Source organism: Mesorhizobium kowhaii (assembly GCF_042431665.1).
GTDB classification, from domain to species: Bacteria; Pseudomonadota; Alphaproteobacteria; order Rhizobiales; family Rhizobiaceae; genus Mesorhizobium; species Mesorhizobium kowhaii.
On record NZ_JBHLYT010000027.1, the window covers coordinates 33,396 to 52,835 of the forward strand.

18 protein-coding genes are annotated in these 19,440 nt (G+C 60.6%); 15 read left to right on the plus strand and 3 right to left on the minus strand.

The features are described 5' to 3' along the window. Nucleotides 1–99: 99 nt before the first annotated feature. Nucleotides 100–1,131: a LacI family DNA-binding transcriptional regulator gene (locus tag ACFFNA_RS16900; protein WP_378920007.1), complete on the minus strand. Its 1,032-nt coding sequence runs from the start codon at nucleotides 1,129–1,131 to the stop codon at nucleotides 100–102. A gap of 143 nt (nucleotides 1,132–1,274) precedes the next feature. On the opposite strand from ACFFNA_RS16900, the gene ACFFNA_RS16905 reads away from it, so the two are divergent. From ACFFNA_RS16905 to ACFFNA_RS16975, 15 genes are all read left to right on the plus strand, one after another. Continuing rightward, the gene (locus ACFFNA_RS16905) at nucleotides 1,275–2,411 is read left to right on the plus strand and encodes a fatty acid desaturase family protein (RefSeq protein ID WP_378920009.1); all 1,137 of its coding nucleotides are present in this window, start codon (nucleotides 1,275–1,277) and stop codon (nucleotides 2,409–2,411) included. Between the two features lie 186 nt (nucleotides 2,412–2,597). Further along, the gene (locus ACFFNA_RS16910; RefSeq protein WP_378920011.1) at nucleotides 2,598–3,398 is read left to right on the plus strand and encodes a 3-methyl-2-oxobutanoate hydroxymethyltransferase; all 801 of its coding nucleotides are present in this window, start codon (nucleotides 2,598–2,600) and stop codon (nucleotides 3,396–3,398) included. Next, on the plus strand, nucleotides 3,395–4,288 hold the full coding sequence (gene purU, locus ACFFNA_RS16915) for a formyltetrahydrofolate deformylase (protein WP_378920013.1): 894 nt from the start codon (nucleotides 3,395–3,397) through the stop codon (nucleotides 4,286–4,288). Before ACFFNA_RS16910 ends, purU begins: the two co-directional genes overlap by 4 nt. A 144-nt stretch (nucleotides 4,289–4,432) precedes the next feature. Then, nucleotides 4,433–5,374 carry a sugar ABC transporter substrate-binding protein gene (locus ACFFNA_RS16920; protein ID WP_378920015.1) on the plus strand — a complete coding sequence of 314 codons (942 nt, stop codon included), beginning with the start codon at nucleotides 4,433–4,435 and terminating at the stop codon, nucleotides 5,372–5,374. A 68-nt stretch (nucleotides 5,375–5,442) separates the two neighbouring features. After that, nucleotides 5,443–6,981, plus strand: coding sequence for a sugar ABC transporter ATP-binding protein (locus ACFFNA_RS16925; RefSeq protein ID WP_378920017.1), 1,539 nt, complete (start codon nucleotides 5,443–5,445; stop codon nucleotides 6,979–6,981). A gap of 29 nt (nucleotides 6,982–7,010) precedes the next feature. Then, nucleotides 7,011–8,039, plus strand: coding sequence for an ABC transporter permease (locus ACFFNA_RS16930; protein WP_378920019.1), 1,029 nt, complete (start codon nucleotides 7,011–7,013; stop codon nucleotides 8,037–8,039). A gap of 72 nt (nucleotides 8,040–8,111) precedes the next feature. Then, entirely contained in the window at nucleotides 8,112–8,318 is a 207-nt protein-coding gene (locus tag ACFFNA_RS16935; RefSeq protein WP_378920021.1) for a LacI family DNA-binding transcriptional regulator, read from the plus strand. 755 nt (nucleotides 8,319–9,073) lie between these two features. After that, on the plus strand, nucleotides 9,074–9,436 hold the full coding sequence (locus tag ACFFNA_RS16940) for a DUF3088 domain-containing protein (protein WP_378920023.1): 363 nt from the start codon (nucleotides 9,074–9,076) through the stop codon (nucleotides 9,434–9,436). A gap of 200 nt (nucleotides 9,437–9,636) precedes the next feature. Then, on the plus strand, nucleotides 9,637–10,629 hold the full coding sequence (locus ACFFNA_RS16945) for an MsnO8 family LLM class oxidoreductase (protein WP_378920025.1): 993 nt from the start codon (nucleotides 9,637–9,639) through the stop codon (nucleotides 10,627–10,629). Nucleotides 10,630–10,650: 21 nt separating this feature from the next. Beyond that, nucleotides 10,651–12,012: an LLM class flavin-dependent oxidoreductase gene (locus tag ACFFNA_RS16950; protein ID WP_378920027.1), complete on the plus strand. Its 1,362-nt coding sequence runs from the start codon at nucleotides 10,651–10,653 to the stop codon at nucleotides 12,010–12,012. After that, on the plus strand, nucleotides 12,012–13,244 hold the full coding sequence (locus ACFFNA_RS16955; RefSeq protein WP_378920029.1) for a M20 aminoacylase family protein: 1,233 nt from the start codon (nucleotides 12,012–12,014) through the stop codon (nucleotides 13,242–13,244). Before ACFFNA_RS16950 ends, ACFFNA_RS16955 begins: the two co-directional genes overlap by 1 nt. Next, nucleotides 13,237–13,767 carry a GNAT family N-acetyltransferase gene (locus tag ACFFNA_RS16960; protein ID WP_378920031.1) on the plus strand — a complete coding sequence of 177 codons (531 nt, stop codon included), beginning with the start codon at nucleotides 13,237–13,239 and terminating at the stop codon, nucleotides 13,765–13,767. Before ACFFNA_RS16955 ends, ACFFNA_RS16960 begins: the two co-directional genes overlap by 8 nt. A 217-nt stretch (nucleotides 13,768–13,984) precedes the next feature. Further along, complete coding sequence (locus ACFFNA_RS16965; protein ID WP_378920033.1) at nucleotides 13,985–15,787, plus strand: amino acid ABC transporter permease/ATP-binding protein; 1,803 nt, start codon at nucleotides 13,985–13,987, stop codon at nucleotides 15,785–15,787. Nucleotides 15,788–15,885: 98 nt separating this feature from the next. Beyond that, a complete protein-coding gene (locus ACFFNA_RS16970) occupies nucleotides 15,886–16,827 on the plus strand; it encodes an ABC transporter substrate-binding protein (protein WP_378920035.1) in 942 nt (313 codons plus the stop codon). A 132-nt stretch (nucleotides 16,828–16,959) separates the two neighbouring features. Beyond that, nucleotides 16,960–18,006 carry an LLM class flavin-dependent oxidoreductase gene (locus ACFFNA_RS16975; RefSeq protein ID WP_378920036.1) on the plus strand — a complete coding sequence of 349 codons (1,047 nt, stop codon included), beginning with the start codon at nucleotides 16,960–16,962 and terminating at the stop codon, nucleotides 18,004–18,006. A gap of 162 nt (nucleotides 18,007–18,168) precedes the next feature. Here ACFFNA_RS16975 and ACFFNA_RS16980 read toward each other — a convergent pair whose 3' ends face one another. Next, a complete protein-coding gene (locus ACFFNA_RS16980; RefSeq protein ID WP_378920038.1) occupies nucleotides 18,169–18,633 on the minus strand; it encodes an Lrp/AsnC family transcriptional regulator in 465 nt (154 codons plus the stop codon). Between the two features lie 19 nt (nucleotides 18,634–18,652). Continuing rightward, nucleotides 18,653–19,438: a phosphotransferase gene (locus ACFFNA_RS16985; RefSeq protein WP_378920040.1), complete on the minus strand. Its 786-nt coding sequence runs from the start codon at nucleotides 19,436–19,438 to the stop codon at nucleotides 18,653–18,655. Nucleotides 19,439–19,440: the final 2 nt, after the last annotated feature.

Here is a 19,440-nt window from a genome sequence, read left to right on the forward strand (position 1 = left end):
CCCCAGCGCGGCTGCCGATCCCATCATCCGGCGCATGGAAACAGTCAACCCATCGTGATAAGTTTCAATCACCGATGATAGATTCTATCGCAGGGATGCCTAGATATTCTCCGGCACGTAGATATCGAAGGGCAGGAATGTTTGCCCCGGCGCGTTGGCGGCGCCGTCCTTGACGGCATGCACCATGAGATCAACCAGATCGCCGCACAGCCGCGCCAGCGGCGTTGCGAGCACCATGGTGACGATGTTGTTGGCGAGTGCGGCGCGCGATTCCGGCGTTATTTCGTTGCAGATAATGACCGGAGGTTGGGCAGGCATGGCCATTCTCATCGCCGTGATTGCTCCCTCCATGCCACCGCCGGCTATGTAGCATCCGACGAGATCGGGATGCTTCTCGAGCAGGTCAAGCATGGCCTGGTGGGTCAAATCGGCCGTTTCGAGATTGACCATCGTCTCAAGCACCATGAAATCCGGCGCGTGCTCCCGGAAGTAGGCGCGCACGCCGATCTCGCGTAGCTCGTGGCCGTGAAAGCGGTGGCTGCCGACAAACACCGCGACCTTGCCGGGCCGCTTGGCGCATTTTGCGATCATCCAGGCGGCTGTGCGTCCTACCTTGCGGTTGTTGAGACCCACATAGCCCTCCCGTACGCCGGGAGCGAAATCAGACAGGAGCGAAAACACCGGAATACCGCGGGCCTTCAGGCTCTCCACGGCGAGCGTGACTGTCGGATGATCGGGGCTGACCAAGGCGACGGCGTTCGTTTTCGCAGCCAGTTTCTCCAGGTGGGCGACGATGTCCTCGGGAGCCTGGCTCGACCAGAATTCAGTGACCGGAACTCCGCGGAACCGCGGCGCATGGATCGTCGCTGCCTCCAACTCACGGGCGAACTCCTGATAGAAATGCTGCTCAGGCTTTTGCAGAAGAAAGCCCAGCCGGTGTTCCGGGAGATCTTGGCGGATCCGCTGCTTGATCAGGGGCGCGGCGTAATAGCCGATGACGGTCGCCGCCTCGTAGACCCGCTGCGCCGTCTCCTCGCGCACCGGAAGGCGGCCGTTCAAAACCCTGTCGACCGTCGCCACGCTTACCCCGGATGCCCGGGCCAAATCCGAAACCGTTGGTCGCTTGGCCAAGGTTAGTCTCCTTTCGGGGTTTCGAAGCAATGATAGTAGATGATAGAAAAATTGCAAGCTCCGTTGATGGAAATGAATTGATTTGCTAGTTCTCTTGCATGACAGGTTATCTGCCCTTTGTCCCAGCTTCAAAGGAGATCATGATGAGCGCAACCGCCGCGGCCAGCGTCTATCGGCCGACGAAACGCGATTATAGCTTGGTCGGTCGCGGCGCGCAGCGCGCCATCGAGACGGGCCTCACGGCAGCGGAGTGGTATCATACCGAGATCCCACGCAAGCAGATGAAAGAACTGATGAAGCGGGAAGACGGTCCCGCCATCCGCGATACAATCATCTGGCTGGGGACCCTAGTCGCGAGTGGCGCCGGCGGAGCCTATTTCTGGGGAGGGTGGTTGTGCGTTCCTTTCCTCTTCGTCTACGGCGTTCTCTACGGTTCGGCGACCGATTCGCGCTGGCACGAGTGCGGCCACGGCACGGCGTTCAAGACGCAGTGGATGAACGACGCGGTCTACCAGATCGCCTGCTTCATGATCATGCGCAACCCAGTGACCTGGCGCTGGAGCCATACGCGTCACCATACCAATACGGTCATAGTCGGTCTCGATCCCGAAATCGCGGTGATGCGGCCGCCGGATTTATTGCGGCTGATGCTGAATTTCTTCGGCATGCTGGACGCCTGGCACGCCATGGTCGACATGCTGCGCAACGTGTCCGGACGGCTTAGCGCTGCAGAGCGGACCTTTATCCCCGAGATGGAGCAGCCGAAGGCGATCCGGGTCGCCCGCATTTGGACGGCCATCTATGTCGCGACGATCGCGCTGGCGCTCTATCTGGGCTCGTTGCTGCCGCTGATGCTCGTCGGTTTGCCCCGGCTCTACGGTGCTTGGCACCATGTGATGACCGGGCTGCTGCAGCATGGCGGGCTCGCCGACAATGTCACGGACCATCGGCTGAACAGCCGATCAGTGCTGTTGAACCCGGTCAGCCGCTTCATCTACTGGAACATGAACTATCATGTCGAACATCACATGTTCCCGATGGTGCCGTACCACGCGCTGCCGAAGCTGCACGACCTGATCAAGCACGATTTGCCGTTGCCGTCACCGTCCATCCTCGCCGGTTACCGCGAAATGATCCCGGCCTTCCTGCGCCAGTTGCGCAACGAGGACTACTTCGTCAAGCGCGAGCTGCCGCCAACGGCGCGGCCGTATCGCGAAGAGTTCCACGCCGAAGCCAGACGCGAAGAGCTCCACGCCGAAATCAGGATTGCCGCGGAATAACAGCCTCCCAAGGCTACGGAGGCGGCACCCCGGCGCCGCCTCCGACTTCGACCAGACGAGATTCACGGAGATGAATGTGACGGATTGGATTGAGGCCCGCGGCGACCCTTCGCAACTGACGTCGGCCCAACGTGAAACTCAAGACGTTGCTGGCGGCATGACCGCGCAAAATGGGAGGTGCAGCCGGTGAGCAGGAAGAGACCGACAGTCGCGGATATCCGCGCCATGAAAGGCAAGTACCAGTTCACGATGATCCGCGTGGAAACGCTGGACGAGTTGGAGGCTGCCGAGAAGGCTGGCGTCGATATGGTCTCGGTGCCGCCGGAGATGATGGTTCTTCCGCATTTCCGTGAGGTTGCGCCAAGCCTGTTTGCGGTGCCGGGCGTCAATTTCTTCGAGATCGGCACGGCGGACGATTTTGTGCGCTGGGCTTTCTCGCTCTACAAGGCGAGTGCCGACGCCGTCTATTGCAGCGCCAGCCTGGCGACCGTGAAGCGGCTCGCCGACGAGGCCATTCCGGTGATCGGCCATGTCGGGCTGATCCCGTCGCGCGCTACCTGGACCGGCGGCTTCAAGGCGGTCGGCAAGTCGGCCCAAAGCGCCCTTGCAATCTTCGAAGCAGTCAAGGCCTACGAAGCGGCCGGCGCCTTCGGCGCGGAAATCGAGGTCGTGCCGACGGAGGTCGCGACCGCGATCAACGAACGCACGTCGCTGTTCATGGTATCGATGGGCGCGGGGAGCGGCTGCGACTGCCAGTATCTGTTCGGCGACGACATACTGGGCCAGAATCGCGGGCGTGTGCCGCGGCACGCCAAGGCCTATCGCAACTTCGCTGCCGAGTTCGATCGCCTGCAGCTCGAGCGCATCGCGGCGTTCTCCGAGTTCGCCGCCGACGTGCGCGGCGGCGTCTATCCCGAGCAGCGCCACGTCGTTGGCATCGAAGCCGACGAACTGCGCCGCTTCCTCGAAGTCCTGCCTGTCTTATGAACGCTCACTCCGAAAAACCCCACCACAAGAACCACGCCGTGGCGGAACAGATCCACGTACTCAGCCTTTCCTGCGACGATCAGCCCGGCATCGTGGCCAGCGTCACCACCGAACTTGCGGCGATGGGGGCCAACATCGCCGAGAGCAACCAGTTCTGGGATCGCCAGACGAACCGCTTCTTCATGCGGATCGCCTTCGCGGCGCCGGCGGGCGCGGTCAAGGACGGCATCGAACGGGCACTGAAGTCGCCTATCGAGCGCTTCGGCATGAAGGCCACGCTGGTCGACCCGGGCCGTCGGTTGAAGCTCATCGTCATGGTCTCGAAGTTCGACCACGCGCTGCTGCACATTCTCTATCAGATCAGGGTCGGATGGCTGAATGCCGAGGTTGCGGCGATCGTGTCCAATCATGAAGACAGCCGTCGCACCGCCGAGATGGCCGGCATCCCCTATCATTGCTGGCCGGTTTCGCACAACAACAAGGCCAAGCAGGAGGAAGAGCTGCTTGCGCTGGTTCGCGAAACGGACACCGAACTGGTTGTCCTGGCCCGCTACATGCAGGTCTTTTCGGACGCGCTCTCCAAACGCCTCTACGGACGGGCGATCAACATCCACCACTCGTTCTTGCCGAGCTTCAAGGGCGCCAAGCCTTACCACCAGGCATTCGAGCGCGGCGTCAAGTTGATCGGCGCGACCGCCCATTACGTCACGCCCGACCTCGACGAGGGGCCGATCATCGACCAGGAGACCGAGCGCGTGACGCATTCGATGAGCGCGGAAGATTTCGTCGCGGTCGGCCGCGACATCGAAAGCAGGGTGCTGGCGCGCGCGGTCAAGCTGCACCTGGAGACCCGCGTCATGCTCAACGGCCACAAGACGATCGTCTTCTAGCCTCGGAGGCGCGCACGCGGGTGAACATGGAATTCGTCATGGCAAGACTGCCACCGAGGCGCTTGCCGTTTCGATACGGCCCCCGAACCGGGGGAGTTCCGGGAGGACCGGGCGCACCGGACGCCTTTAAATGGAGGAGCTGACATGAAGAAACTGATTCTGAGCGCCGCATTCTCGGCGCTGATGGCGACCTCGGCGCTGGCCGAGAACATCGGCGTGTCGATGGCGCAGTTCGACGACAACTTTTTGACCGTTCTGCGCAACGGCATGATCGATCACGCCAAGACGCTGGAGGGCGTGACGCTGCAGGTGGAGGACGCACAGAACGACGTCGCCAAGCAGCAGAGCCAGATCCAGAACTTTATCGCTTCGGGCGTGAGCGCGATCATCGTCAACCCGGTGGACACGGACGCGACAGCCGCAATGTCGAAGATCGCGGCAGAGGCCGGCATTCCTCTCGTCTATGTCAACCGCCAACCGGTCAACGTCAACGAACTGCCGGAGAAGCAGGCGTTCGTCGCGTCGAACGAAGTCGAGTCGGGGACGCTGGAAACCAAAGAAATCTGCCGGCTGCTCAAGGAAGCCGGCAAGACCGAAGCCAAGATCGTGGTGATGATGGGCGAGCTATCCAACCAGGCGGCCCGCCAGCGCACGCAGGACATCCACGACGTGATCGCGACGCCCGAATGCTCTTTCATTAAGATCGTCGAGGAGCAGACCGCCAACTGGTCGCGTACCCAGGGCACCGACCTTGTCAGCAACTGGCTGTCGGCCGGCATCCAGTTCGATGCCGTCGTCGCCAACAATGACGAGATGGCGATCGGCGCCATCCAGGCGATGAAGGCGGCCGGCATCGACATGAAGACGATGCTGGTGGGCGGTGTCGACGCCACCCGCGACGCGCTCGCCGTGATGGCCGCGGGCGACCTTGACGTCACCGTGTTCCAGAACGCAGTCGGCCAGGGCAGTGGTTCGGTCGACGCGGCGCTGAAGCTCGCCAAGGGCGAGAAGGTCGACCAGAAGGTCTTCGTTCCGTTCGAACTGGTGACGCCGTCCAATCTGGCGACTTACCAGAGCAAGAACTGACCTGCTTGGCACAAGCTGGGCGCGCATCCGCGCGCCCAGCCGAAAATCACCCGGAGGAGGAGCACGCCATGAGCAGTGCATCGATACCGGCCGCCGCCCGTGACAGGGCCCCGGCCGCAGGTTCCGAATATCTGTTGACCATCGAGAACGCCCGCAAGGAATTTCCCGGCGTCGTCGCACTCGACGACGTTTCGTTCAGGCTGCGGCCTGGAACGGTTCATGCGCTGATGGGCGAGAACGGTGCGGGCAAGTCGACGCTGATGAAGATCATCGCCGGCATCTACAAGCCCGACCGCGGCGAGGTGCATCTGCGCGGCAAGCCTATCCAGCTGAAGTCGCCGCTGGACGCACTCGAGAACGGCATCGCCATGATCCATCAGGAACTGAACCTGATGCCCTACATGACGGTGGCGGAAAACATCTGGATCAGGCGCGAGCCGCTGAACCGCTTCGGCCTCGTGGACCATGCCAAAATGAACAGGATGACGGCGGATCTGTTTGGGCGGCTCAACATCAACATCCATCCGCAGGTGCAGGTGCGTGATCTCACCGTCGCAAACCGGCAGATGGTCGAGATCGCCAAGGCCGTCTCGTATGAGTCCGACGTGCTGATCATGGACGAACCGACATCGGCGCTGACCGAACGCGAGGTCTCCCACCTGTTCACGATCATCCGGGACCTGAGGGCCCAGGGCAAAGGCATTATCTACATCACCCACAAGATGAACGAGCTGTTCGAGATCGCCGACGAATTCTCGGTGTTTCGCGACGGCCGCTACATCGGCACCCACCTTTCGAGTGATGTAACCCGTGACGACATCATCCGCATGATGGTCGGGCGCGAGATCACACAGATGTTTCCCAAGGAGGAAGTGCCGATCGGCGACGTCGTGCTGTCGGTGAAGGACCTGACGCTCAACGGGGTCTTCCACAACGTCTCGTTCGACATCCGCGCCGGCGAAATCCTGGGCGTCGCCGGGCTGGTGGGTTCGGGTCGCTCCAACGTCGCCGAAGCGATCTTCGGGGTGACGCCGGCGAGTTCGGGGTCCATCGAGATCCACGGCAAGCCGGTGACCATCTCGTCGCCGAACATTGCCATTCGGCACCGCATGGCGCTGCTGACCGAGGACCGCAAGGAAACCGGCTGTCTGCTCATCCTCGACATCCTCGAGAACATGCAGATCGCCGTGCTGCAGCAGGACTACGTGTCGCGCGGCTTCGTAGCAGAAAAGGGCGTCACCAGCGCCTGCAAGCTGATGAGCGACACGCTACGCGTCAAGACGCCCAATCTGGCGGAACGCATTGAAAACCTGTCCGGCGGCAACCAGCAGAAGGTGCTGATTGGGCGCTGGCTCCTGACCAAGCCGAGGATCCTCATCCTCGACGAGCCGACACGCGGCATCGACGTCGGCGCCAAGGCCGAGATTCATCGCCTGGTCACGGAACTCGCGCGCGATGGCGTGGCGGTGATGATGATCTCGTCGGAGATGCCCGAGGTGCTCGGCATGAGCGACCGCATCATGGTCATGCACGAAGGACACGTCACGGGAATTCTCGATCGGGCGGAGGCGACCCAGGTCAAGATCATGGAACTAGCTGCGAAATAGGACCGAAACAACACCAGGGAGGATACAACATGTCAACGAACAACGCATCGCCGGGGCTCGCCGCTATCGCCGGGACCGGGGCCAACAGGCGCCGCCTGCCGGTCGAAGCGAACATCCTGCTCATCCTGCTGGGAATTGCGCTGATGTTCGAACTGCTCGGCTGGGTCTTCATCGGCCAGAGCTTCCTGCTGAACGCGCAACGCCTGAAGATCATGATCCTGCAGGTCTCGGTAATTGGCATCATCGCGGTGGGCGTCACCCAGGTCATCATCACCGGCGGCATCGACCTGTCGTCGGGTTCCATGGTTGGCCTGACTGCAATGATTGCGGCCAGTGTGGCGCAATCGTCGACCTGGACAAAAGCGCTCTATCCCTCGCTCACCGACTTGCCGTTCTTCATCCCGATCCTGGTCGGACTGGCAGTCGGGCTGCTCGCTGGCGTGTTCAACGGGGCACTGATCGCCTATACGAAGATCCCGCCCTTCATCGCGACGCTGGGCACGATGGTGTCCGCCCGCGGCCTGTGCAAATGGTATACCAAGGGCCAACCGGTGTCGGGGCTGACCGACCAGTTCAATTTCATCGGCTCGGGCATCTGGCCGGTCGTGGTTTTCCTGGTGGTCGCGGCGATCTTCCACGTGGCGCTGCGCTATACGCGCTACGGGAAGTTCACCTACGCCATAGGCGCCAATGTGCAGGCCGCGCGTGTCTCCGGCATCGACGTTGAGCGCCACCTAATCAAGGTCTATGCCGTGGCAGGTCTGCTCGCGGGTGTCGCTGGCATCGTCACGGCCTCGCGCGCGCAAACTGCACAGGCCGGAATGGGCGTGATGTACGAACTTGACGCAATTGCCGCGGCGGTGATCGGTGGCACCTCGCTGACCGGCGGCGTCGGCCGCATTACGGGCACGGTAATCGGCACGATCATCCTCGGCACGATGATGTCGGGGTTCACCTTCCTGCGCGTCGATGCTTTCTATCAGGAAATCATCAAGGGGCTGATCATCATTGCCGCGGTCATTGCCGACGTCTATCGCCAGAAGAGCCGCAAGACCTGATGCAGCGGGGGCTGCTCCGCCGCGGCTGCGCAGCCCCCATCCGTTTCCCATTGCGGCAAGGAGAATTGGGACATGGCATACGAACGGGTGATCGGCATCGAACGGCTGGGAACCATCAAGGAAATTGCCGAGGCGGCCGGCGTCGGCGTCGCCACGGTGCACCGCGTCCTGAAGGGGCAAGCATACGTCTCGTCATCCACTTCGCTAACAGTGATGGATGCGATCCGGAGGATCAATGAGCGCAAGATAAGCCTCGCGCGGATGGGCCATCGCAACTGACAGGAATTTTCTGCAGGGGCCCAAGTTCGCAGGCGTCGGCGAAACATTGTGGGGGGGGTCGGAGAGGCCAGCCCTGCCGCGATGGGCGCGGGTCAGATAGGTAGCAGACTGGAGCCTAGGAAAGGAGCACATCATCCCGTCTCGCAGCGCGACGCTCGGGGCGAACTGATCGGCGCCTAACGACACCGACACGCTGCAACGTTAGGCTGTTTCCGCGCGGGCCGAGTCGGAGCAACGCGTCGCGGTGTTTCCCTGTAACCGGGGTCAAGGTCGAACAGATCGAACTGTCCAGAAGGTGCGTTCATCAAGAACGCGCTGTGCCTGAGCTTGTCAGGGCAAGGCTGACGGCAGCGATCTCCAAAGCGTGAGGAAGCGGACACCTCCCTTCGCGCGCTTTGCCACCTTCTCCAGAACGGCGCTGCCGCTACCAGCGGCGTTGGCGGCATTCGTCTACCCCGGATCGAGACCACGCTTCGCGGCATGTCATGCGGCAGCGACGCGCTCAAGCTTCTGCATGAGCGCCGAGACGACCTCCGAAGCCCAGCTTAATTCCGGACAGCGACAGATAATGAACGGCACAACGGCTGACGCGCAGGCCGTGCGCAGGAATGAAACGCGAATTGTAATCCGTGGAAATGGAAGACGCTTTTCAGATGTCTTTAAAAATGGAGGATTTTTTGCCTTGGGCCAACCTCATTGCAGTCGATAGAATCCCGTTCTGTTTAGCCTGCGTCTTCAGCTGAAGGATGATCCTTTTGACCTCGCCTGTTTCCGAAAAAGCCAAGCTGTTTCTCCTGAAGCCGGATTTTCAGGACTCGGCCTATCCCGGCCACAGCTTCTTCTGCCGGCACTGTGCGTTGGTCGAAGGTGTGCTGGCATCATTCCCGCAACTGACTGACAAGATAGACGTTTTCCGCCTTTATTTTCCTCGCCCACGCCAAGCCGTCATCGACCTTATCGGTGCCGCAAACCAGGGATTGCCGGTGCTTGTTCTTGCCGAGGTTCAAAATCCCGCAACGGTCTCGGGGGAAGAAGGGGGCCGGAAGTTTGTTTCGGGCTCAGACAACATCATTGCCGTTTTCGCAGAGCTTTTCGACATCGCCGTCCCGCATCCGTAGGCCCGGGGTAATTCTGGCCGAGCTTTTCGCAAGGCACGAGTAGCCAGCAACGCGGTCATTCCACAATCCGCCTCCGCTTTGAGAATGAATTCCCTTTTCAGGAGAATATTCGCCAAGGAATCTATAAACTCTATCGTTTTAATAGACTATCATCGGAGGACAGGCGGTTTGTTTGAACCGATCATTCGCGGTGAGGTCACGTGAGCTACGCAATCAGTCTTCTCGACAAGAGCCCTCTCTCCAACAATGAAAGCGCTGGCGAAGCGCTCAAGCGCACAGTGGCGTTGGCAAAGCTTGCCGAGCGCCTCGGCTATCGTCGCTTCTGGGTAGCCGAACATCACAACGCCCCCGAGCTCGCCAGTTCCTCGCCGGAAGTGCTCATCGCTTTCCTGCTTGCCAATACGGCTCGCATTCACATCGGTTCGGGCGGCGTGATGCTGCAACACTACAGTGCCTACAAGGTAGCTGAGAATTTCAATCTATTGGCTTCGCTGGCGCCCGGGCGCGTTGACCTCGGTATCGGCAAGGCGCCGGGCGGATTGCCGCTTTCGACGCGGGCGCTCCAGAAGGCTTACGATTTGTCCCGCAAGCCGAGCTTTTCCGCGCAATTGACCGAGCTCAATGTCTATCTCGATGGGCCCGTCGCTCGTGCTGACCCGGGATTGGTTGCGACGCCCCGGCCGGCTGTGGCCCCTGAACGCTTCCTGTTGGGCGCAAGTGTCGAAAGCGCGAGGCTGGCCGCCGATCACGGTTGGAAATTCGTTTTCGCACGGCATCTCAACGGTGACGATGCGCTGCTTGACCAGGCAATCGCCGCCTATCGGACCGGCAGCGGGCTCCATCCGCTTGTGGCGGTCGCGGTGATCGTCGCCGACAGTGCCGAGGAGGCGCGGTCGCGCGCAGACAAGATCCGGCTGTTCAAGGTACATGTCGCGGGCGCGCAGAGCGTGACGGTAGGCAGCGAAGAGCAGGCCGAAGAATACGCGCTTCAGGCAGGCGCCAGGGACTATCGGATCGAGCCGAAGGCGCCGAGCGTCATCGCCGGCACCGCGCGACAGGTCGTGGCTGAGCTTGACCGTCTTCACAAACTATACGGCATCGAGGAGTTCATCGTCGAACCGGCCGCCAGCGGCGCACAACGGCTCGACGTCGTCGAGCGTTTGGCCGAGGCGCGCCTGGCCGTTCCTGCCTGAACAGTTTTAAGGAGCGATCCAATGAGCAAGCGACGCATTCCGTTCGGCTTGATGCTGCAGGGCCCAGGCGGGCATATGAATTCCTGGAAGCATCCGAGCGTCCCCGCTGATGCCAGCGTCAACTTCGACTATTACGTCCGCACGGCCCGCCAGGCGGAAGCAGCGGGGATCGCCTTCGCCTTCGTCGCCGACGGGCTCTACATCAACGAAATCTCGATACCGCATTTCCTCAACCGGTTCGAGCCGATCGCCATCCTCTCCGCGTTGGCTGCCGCGACATCCAGCATCGGCCTGGTCGGCACGCTTTCGACCTCCTACAGCGACCCTTTCACGGTCGCGCGGCAATTTGGCTCGATTGACGCTATCAGCAAGGGTCGCGCCGGCTGGAACGCGGTGACATCGCCGCTTGAAGGATCGGCCAGGAATTACGGTCGCGACAAGCATCCCGATCACGCGCTTCGCTACAGGATCGCAGGCGAGCATATCGACATCGTCAAGGGCCTTTGGGACTCCTGGGATGATGACGCCTTTGTTCGCAATCGCAAGACCGGCCAGTTCGCCGATTTCAACAAGATGCATCGGCTCGACTACAAGGGTCAGTTCCATTCCACCGAAGGCCCTCTCAACCTGGGCCGCTCCGTCCAGGGTCAGCCCGTCCTGTTCCAGGCCGGTGCCTCCGACGACGGCATCGATCTGGCGGGCCGGCATGCGGACGCGGTATTTGCAAATTCCTCCTCGCTCGAGGAGAACCGTGAGCTTTCCCGCAACCTCAAGAACAGCGCCGTGGCCCATGGCCGCAGCGCCGACGAGATCAAGATTTTCCCGGGCATCGCTCCCATTGTCGGATCGACCGAAGAGGAGGCGGATCGCAAGTATCGGGAGATCCGCGATCTTATCACCGATCACGAGGCCTTGCTCTATCTCGGCCGTTTCTTCGACCATCATGACTTCACCGCCTATCCGCTCGACGGACCGTTTCCAGAGCTGGGCGACATCGGCAAGAACAACTTCCGTTCGACGACCGATAACATCAAGCGCAGAGCCAGGGAGAACAACCTCACTTTGCGCGAGGTCGCGCTGGAGACGGCGACTCCGCGCAAGGGCTTCATCGGCACACCGGAAAAGATCGCCGATGAACTCATCCATTGGGTCGAGACGGGCGCAGCCGACGGTTTCGTTCTGGGATTCCAGGTGATTACCGCCGGCCTTGATGATTTCGAGGCGCATGTTCTGCCGATCCTCGAGAAGCGCGGCTACCACGATCGCACCCAGCTTGGCACGACGCTGCGCGACCATCTCGAACTGCCGTTCCGGGAAAGCCGCTATGCAAAAACGGCAAAACAGGACCGGGCGGAGTCTGAAGGCAAAGGCAAGGCGGCCTGATGACCCTTCACCCCGGGCACCCGGCCGACACAGCGGCGGACATAGCTGATTTCGCCAATGAATTCGTGGCGCTGCGCCGCAAGCTGCATAGCCAGCCCGAACTCGCCTACAAGGAGGAGAAGACCAGCGCGCTGGTCGCCACATATCTCCAGTCCTGGGGGTACGAGGTAACCCGCAACATCGGTGGCACCGGTGTCGTCGGAACGCTTCATAACGGCATTGGCGGCAGGAGCGTTGGCATCCGTGCCGACATGGACGCACTGCCGATCATCGAGGCCACCGGCCTCGACTATGCCAGCACGACAGCCGGCGTCATGCATGCCTGCGGCCATGACGGGCATACCGCGATCCTGCTTGCGGCCGCGCGCCATCTTTCCGAGACGCGGGATTTCTCCGGCACCTTTCACGCCATCTTCCAGCCCGCCGAAGAAGGGGGCGGCGGTGCTCGCAGTATGATCAGGGACGGTCTGTTCGAGCGGTTTCCCGTCGACGCTGTCTTTGGACTTCACAACTGGCCAGGCGTGCCTGCCGGCCAGTTCGGCTTTCTGACCGGTCCGGCCATGGCTTCGGTCGACCTTGCCATCATCAGGATCGTCGGCAAGGGCGGGCATGGTGCCAAGCCGCACCAGACGGTCGATCCCGTCATTGCCAGCGCTTCGCTGGTTTTGGCGCTGCAGACCATCGTGTCGCGCAACCTCGATCCGCTGGAAACGGCCGTCATAACAGTCGGCACGATCAACGGAGGCGTCGCGGCAAACGTCATTCCTGAGAGCGTCGAGCTGAAGATTACCGTGCGCACGTTCAACGAGCGAGTACGAGAGCAGATCAAAGGCAGGATCATCGCGCTCGCCGACCTGCACGCGCAAAGCTACGGCGCAACCGCGCAGGTTCGATATCCGCGCGGTTATCCCGTGCTGGTCAATCATGCCGACGAAACCGAATTCGCCCGCCAGGTGGCCCTGCGGCACTTCGGCGAGGGCCGCGTGGAAGCGGACTTCCGGCAGATCACGGCCAGTGAGGACTTCGCCTTCATGCTGCAGGAAAGGCCGGGCAGCTACCTTTTCGTCGGCAATGGCGACAGCGCCGATCTGCACAGCCCGCGCTACGATTTCAACGATGCCATCCTGCCCGACGCCGCGCGCTACTGGGTCGCGCTGGTGCGGGATTTTCTCTCTGCCAACGACACAACGCTAACAATCCCATCAAGGGTCGAGGCCAAGCAAGATGACTGACGTCTTTCTCTACACAACTCCGCTCGATCCTCGTTCCCAGCCTTTGGTCGAGGCGCTGACCTATGAATACGAAACGCGCTACGGGACCTATTGGGGCGAGCCTGCCTCGACCGAGATGACCCGCTATCCGGCGGAGCTTTTCGCGCCTCCCAACGGCGCCTTTTTATTGCTGCTGCGCGACGGTGTGGCAATCGCCGGGGGAGCGTTCAAGCGTTGCGACGAGCGCACGGCGGAACTGAAACGTGTGTGGACACATGTCGATCTGCGCAGGCAAGGGCTGGCGCGGACGGTTCTCAGTGAACTTGAGGCGCAAGCCTCGCGGCAAGGCTATACGCGCCTTTATCTGACCACCGGTTTTCGCCAGCCCGAGGCCGCCGGCCTTTATCTCAACACCGGCTACACCGCGCTTTTCGATCCCGCTGTTGATCCCGAAGTCTACAAGACATTGCCCTTCGAGAAGGACATCAGTGCGTTGGCCCTTCGGCTTGAGGAACGCGCCGCCACCGATCGCAAGGCCGGGTGATCGATCACGAGCGGCCGTGCTGCTGACTTGCAGCTGACAAGACAGGCATGAATGACCTGCCCCGTTTAGTCGTTTGGTTGAAATATCTACATACGGCAAAATGTACAAAATCCGATTTCTTTGACGCAAAGCTCTAATGTCTACAATTTATGTAGACATTAGGCGGCAGGTAAATTCTCCCCGCAAGTACATCTCTGATGTCACTGGAGATATACATATGGCGTATGCCGAAGAAGCCTTGGATGCTTTAAATTTTTCCAAAGCAAATTCGCCCGAAGACTATTCGCGGTATCGCGTGGTGCCGGCAAGGCACCCCTGGCGCGTTGTCGGCACTGCTTCGGCTGTCTTGATTGTCGCTGCCACCTTCTATTCGATTCTGACCAATCCGAGGTGGGGTTGGGATGTCTTCGCCCGGTTCTTTTTTTCCGAGCCCGTGCTAGTTGGCCTTGGCCGTACCTTGCTGCTCACGGTCCTCGCCTCGGCCCTGGGTTTCCTTCTCGGAGGGTTGCTGGCGTTCGCCCGCGTGTCGAAGTCGCCGCTGCTCTCGAGCATATCCTGGGCCTATATCTGGTTCCTGCGCTCCATTCCGCTGATCGTGCTGCTGCTTGTTCTCAACAACCTGGGCTACCTCTATCCCACCGCCGATATAGGCATTCCATTTACCAGCATTCTTTTTGCACAATACAACACGGTCGAAATCCTCAGCCCCTTCATGGTTGGGCTGATTGGCCTCAGCCTTAATCAGGCTGCGTTCTCGGCCGAGATCATCCGCGGCGGCATTCTTTCGGTGGATCAGGGGCAGCATGAGGCAGCTGCGGCGCTTGGCCTGTCGCGGTGGCGCCAGGCCCTCAATATCGTCCTGCCGCAGGCGATGCGTGCGATCTTGCCAAGTGGCTTCAACGAGATCATCGGCTTGGCCAAGTCGACATCGATGGTTTACGTGCTGGCGCTGCCTGAACTCTTCTATACGGTTCAGGTCATCTACCGTCGCAACCTCGAGGTGATCCCGCTGCTGATGGTGGCGACCGTCTGGTATCTCATCATCATGAGCGTGCTGTCGTTCATCCAGATCGGCATCGAGCGGCGCTTCTCCAAGGGAGCCCTTCGCACCGCGCCGCAATCGTTTGGGCTGGCGGCGCTGGCCTTTGTCACCGGCCGCGGTGCCGGCGCGGCAAGCCGCACACCAAGACCGATCGCCGCCGGATCACAACACGACCGGAAGCCGTTGGTAACGCCCGGCGAAAGACTGGCTCGCAAGGATGTGGGCCGGGTACATATCCAGAGCGTGTCCAAGCGCTACGGGGCGCTGACCGTCCTGGACGACGTCAATCTCGACATCGCTCCGGGCACGGTGACGGCGATCCTTGGCCCGTCGGGCGCGGGGAAGTCGACCTTGCTGCGCACGATCAACCATCTGGAGCGCGCCGATGCCGGATATGTCTCGGTGGACGGCGAACTGATCGGCTACGAGCGCAAGGGCCACATACTCCATGAGCTCAAGGAGCATGCCATTCGGCGCCGCCGTTCGTCGGTCGGGATGGTCTTCCAGAACTTCAATCTCTTCCCGCATCTGACCGTTCTCGAAAACATCATCGAAGCGCCTGTCTCGGTGCAGAATGTCAGCCGTACGGGGGCGATCGAAATCGCCAGTGACCTGCTGGCACGCATTGGGCTCGGCGAGAAGGCCGATGCCTATCCGCGCCACCTTTCCGGCGGTCAGCAGCAGCGCGTCGCCATTGCCCGGGCCCTGGCTTTGAAGCCCAAGGTCCTGCTGTTCGATGAGCCGACCTCCGCACTCGACCCGGAACTGGTCGGGGAAGTGCTGGATGTCATCAAGGAACTCGCCAGTTCCGGCACGACGATGGTGATCGTGACCCATGAAGTCGGCTTCGCCCGCGAAGTCGCCGACACGATCGTCTTCATGGAGAGCGGAAGGATCCTCGAAGTTGGAACACCCGACAGGGTGTTCGGCGCACCGGCCCATCCGCGCACTGCCGCGTTCCTGGCCAAAGTCCTCTAGCCGCCACTTCGGGCACCGGCGGCATGTGCGACCGCCGGTCCCTCCGGAACCTCCTGACCGGAAATATTGAAAGCACGCATCAACCAAGGAACACTCCCATGACATTGCACAGGAAATATCTATCTCTGCTTGCCGGCGCACTCGTGTCGGCGGCCATTGGCGGATTGCCCGCGATGGCCGCCGAATTCGATCTCAGCCCGGAGCAGCCCGGGCGCATCCACGCAGAGAAAAGCGAAAAGGCGGCTGCGGCGATCTCGCACGATTTCAAGTTTGCCAAGGCTGGTTACCTCACCATCGCCACCAATCCCTCGGATCCGCCGCTTGGCACCTATGCCAGCGATGCCAAGACGGTCGTCGGCACCGATCCTGATTTCGCGGTTCTGATCGCGGAGACGTTGGGCCTCAAGCTTGACCTGGTGTCAGTAGCATGGGCCGACTGGCCGCTCGGTCTGCAATCCGGCAAGTATGATGCCGTGATAAGCAACGTGACCGTTACCGAGGAGCGCAAGGAGAAGTTCGATTTCTCCACCTATCGCAAGGATGTGCTTGGCTTCTATGTCAAGGCGGATAGCCCAATCGCCTCGATCAGTGCACCAAAGGATATCGCCGGGCTCAAGGTGATCACCGGTGCGGGCACCAATCAGGAAAAGATCATTCTGGAGTGGGATAAAGAGAACGTCGCTGCCGGGCTTAAGCCGATCGTGGTTCAGTATTATGACGATTCCGGCGCCAGTCAGTTGGCGTTGCAGTCGGGCCGGGCCGACGTCGAGTTCAACCCCAACGCGACACTCGCCTACAAATCGGCGGTGAGCGGCAAGACCAAACTGGTTGGCATCGTCAGCGGCGGTTGGCCGCTGACTGCCGAGATCGCCGTTACGACGCGCAAGGGCAGCGGGCTGGCCGAGGCGGTTACGCTCGCCGTCAACGAGCTCATCGCCAATGGCAAGTATGGCGAGGTGCTGAAGAAATGGAGCCTCACGGCCGAGGGTATCGATAAGTCGGCGACCAATCCGCAAGGGCTGCCGAAACCAGCAAGCTGATTGCTGCCAGACTGGTCGCTTGGCCATCGCGATCGGGCGTTCGTCCGGTCGCGAGGTCAGAGAAATCAGTTTCGATCAAGGCAGATCGGTCGACCCTTCAGCCATCACACAACATCCGAAAGGTTTCAGACCTTGTCGAACGTCATCAGACATCTGGGCTTCCTGACGCCAGGCAATTTTCACGACGATGATCCGTTCGACGGGCTGGAAAGGACGCTGCAGCTTTTCGAACTCGGCGAACGGCTCGGCTATGACAGTGCCTGGGTCAGGCAGCGCCATCTGGAGCATGGCGTCTCCTCCGCCGGCATTTTCCTGGCGGCGGCAACGCAACGCACCAGCCGTATCGAACTGGGATCTGCAGTGATCCAGATCGGCTATGAGAGCCCGTGGCGGCTGGCGGAAGATCTATCGACTGTCGACGTTCTCTCGCGTGGGCGCCTGAACATAGGCTTGAGCGCCGGGGTTCCCTTGCATGCCGACCTCCTGGGGCCACTCGTGTTCGATGGCAACTGGCGCGACCACGATATGTCGCATGAACGCGTGATCCGTTTTGCCAACAATCTGCGCTCCGAATTTCTTGGCGCCCCCGACGCCTATATCGAGGTGCCCGGCGGCCGTGTGCGGCCACGCCTGCAGCCTCATGCAAGAGGTCTTGTCGACCGGCTCTGGTATGGCGGCGGATCGCTTCGCTCCGCCGGCTGGGCCGGCCGTAGCGGCTTCAGTCTTCTGCTCAGCAACGTGACGACAGGCGAGGAGACGGACGATTTCTTCGAGGCGCAGTTACGCCAGATTTCAGCCTATCACGAGGCCGCCGATCACCCGCGCATCGCGCTAGGGCGCGTTATCGTTCCCTTCGACGGCGCCGATCCGCGCACACGCAGGAAATACCAAGACTACGCGGCGCGCCGACACGCCAGGACATTGCAGCCGAATGGCGAGCGGCGCACGCTTTTTGCTCCAGATGTAACCGGCACTTCGGAGCAGATTCTTGACCAGTTGTCTCGTGACTCGGTGCTGAGCCATGTCGAGGAGCTTCGGCTGGAGCTGCCCTATGAGTTCGAGCAGCAAGAATACGAGCAGATCATTGGCGATTTCATCGCTAAAATCGCACCTGAACTCGGTTGGAAAGGCGTGGGCGCTGCATCCCATTTTCAGCCGTCCGTTCGCGTCGTTTCATAGCTATGACATTTTACAAAGCGAAAGCGATACGGATTGAGGCTTCGACGCCAGCAGTACGAGTTGCTTGCCAAGGTTGGCTCGAAGTAGCTGAGAAAAGTGATCTAAACAAAAGGGCCAGACAGGCTATCCGGCCCTTTTTAGTGAGGATCAAAAAACCAGGGGCTACTTCCGCGCGTGAAGGTCTTGCCTTCGAATAACTGACGATAGGACAAATGCTGTCAGAGTATCCCGCACGCCCGGCATTTCAGATACCTGCTGCCAGATCTGGCGAATGCGATCGGCTTCTTGGGACTCAACCCTTACCAGAAGGTCGAAATCGCCCGTCATCACATCACACGAGACGACCTCGGGAATCTTCCGGATCGCCTGAAGGACGTCGCCGCCTCTCATGCGGTCATGACGATAGACAAACATGAGTGCGGTGGTGACGTGCTGATCGTTGCCACCTTCGCCGGTGACTATCGTGTATCCCTTAATGAAGCTTTCGCGTTCAAGCCGCTCAATGCGAACTCGAACCGCATTGCGGGACAAATTCACCTTGGCGGACAGCTCTGCATGGGAAATGCGCGCGTTGGTCCTCAACTCGCGAAGAATCTGTTCATCCGTACGGTCGAGGAGATACTTCATGATGTGTTTGGAGCCGGCGTCAGACTATGATTTCAGAACGCAATGAATCATAAGCCAATATAGCGGCTTCGGGGAGGCGAGTTCTGTTCTTGTCACTTGCGTATCGTCTGGCTGCAGACGCTAATACAAAGCCCGGGAGAGCTCCCTTCTCGGTGCCCGTAAGCCTCCTGACACTCTGATAACCGGCGAGAATAGCGCCAGACTTTTGGTCATCCAGCGCTCCATTCGGTTGGCTTGTCCAACCGACCAGAACATCCGCAATTTCGGAGATGAGGATATCATCATGGCGCAGTCTGAAGTTTATGACGCCACTGACCTCGTCGCCAAGGAAGAAAACGTTCTGGCAAACCAGCGCGCCATGCACGGCGCCTGTTGGCAACTCTGTTTGCTGGGTTTTTTGGCTGCGCTGCAGAATAGTATGAACACGTGCCATGAGGCGACCGAGGCTCTTGCATCTCGCTAGAGTCGGATCGTTTGTCGACGAACCTGATAAAAAGCTGACAATTGCAACGAGCCGGCCAGCGGCCTGAAGGGTGGCAAGACCATCAGTCGTACGCATCGGTTTGGGACAAGGGACGCCGTTGCTATGCAGTGTCTCCATGGTGACGAAGGCGCGTTCCAAATCAAGTGGTTCGGCGCCGTTCTCGAAAAGAGTAACGATGAACTCGCCTTCTCCTGTACGGAAAAGGTACGTCGTCTCCCTGTCACCGTCGGCTATTCCGACAACAGACGACAAATTGGTCATCCCGTACGCAATGGCGATCGCGTCGCGATCCGTGTCGGTAAGCGCAGTAAATACAGCCACAC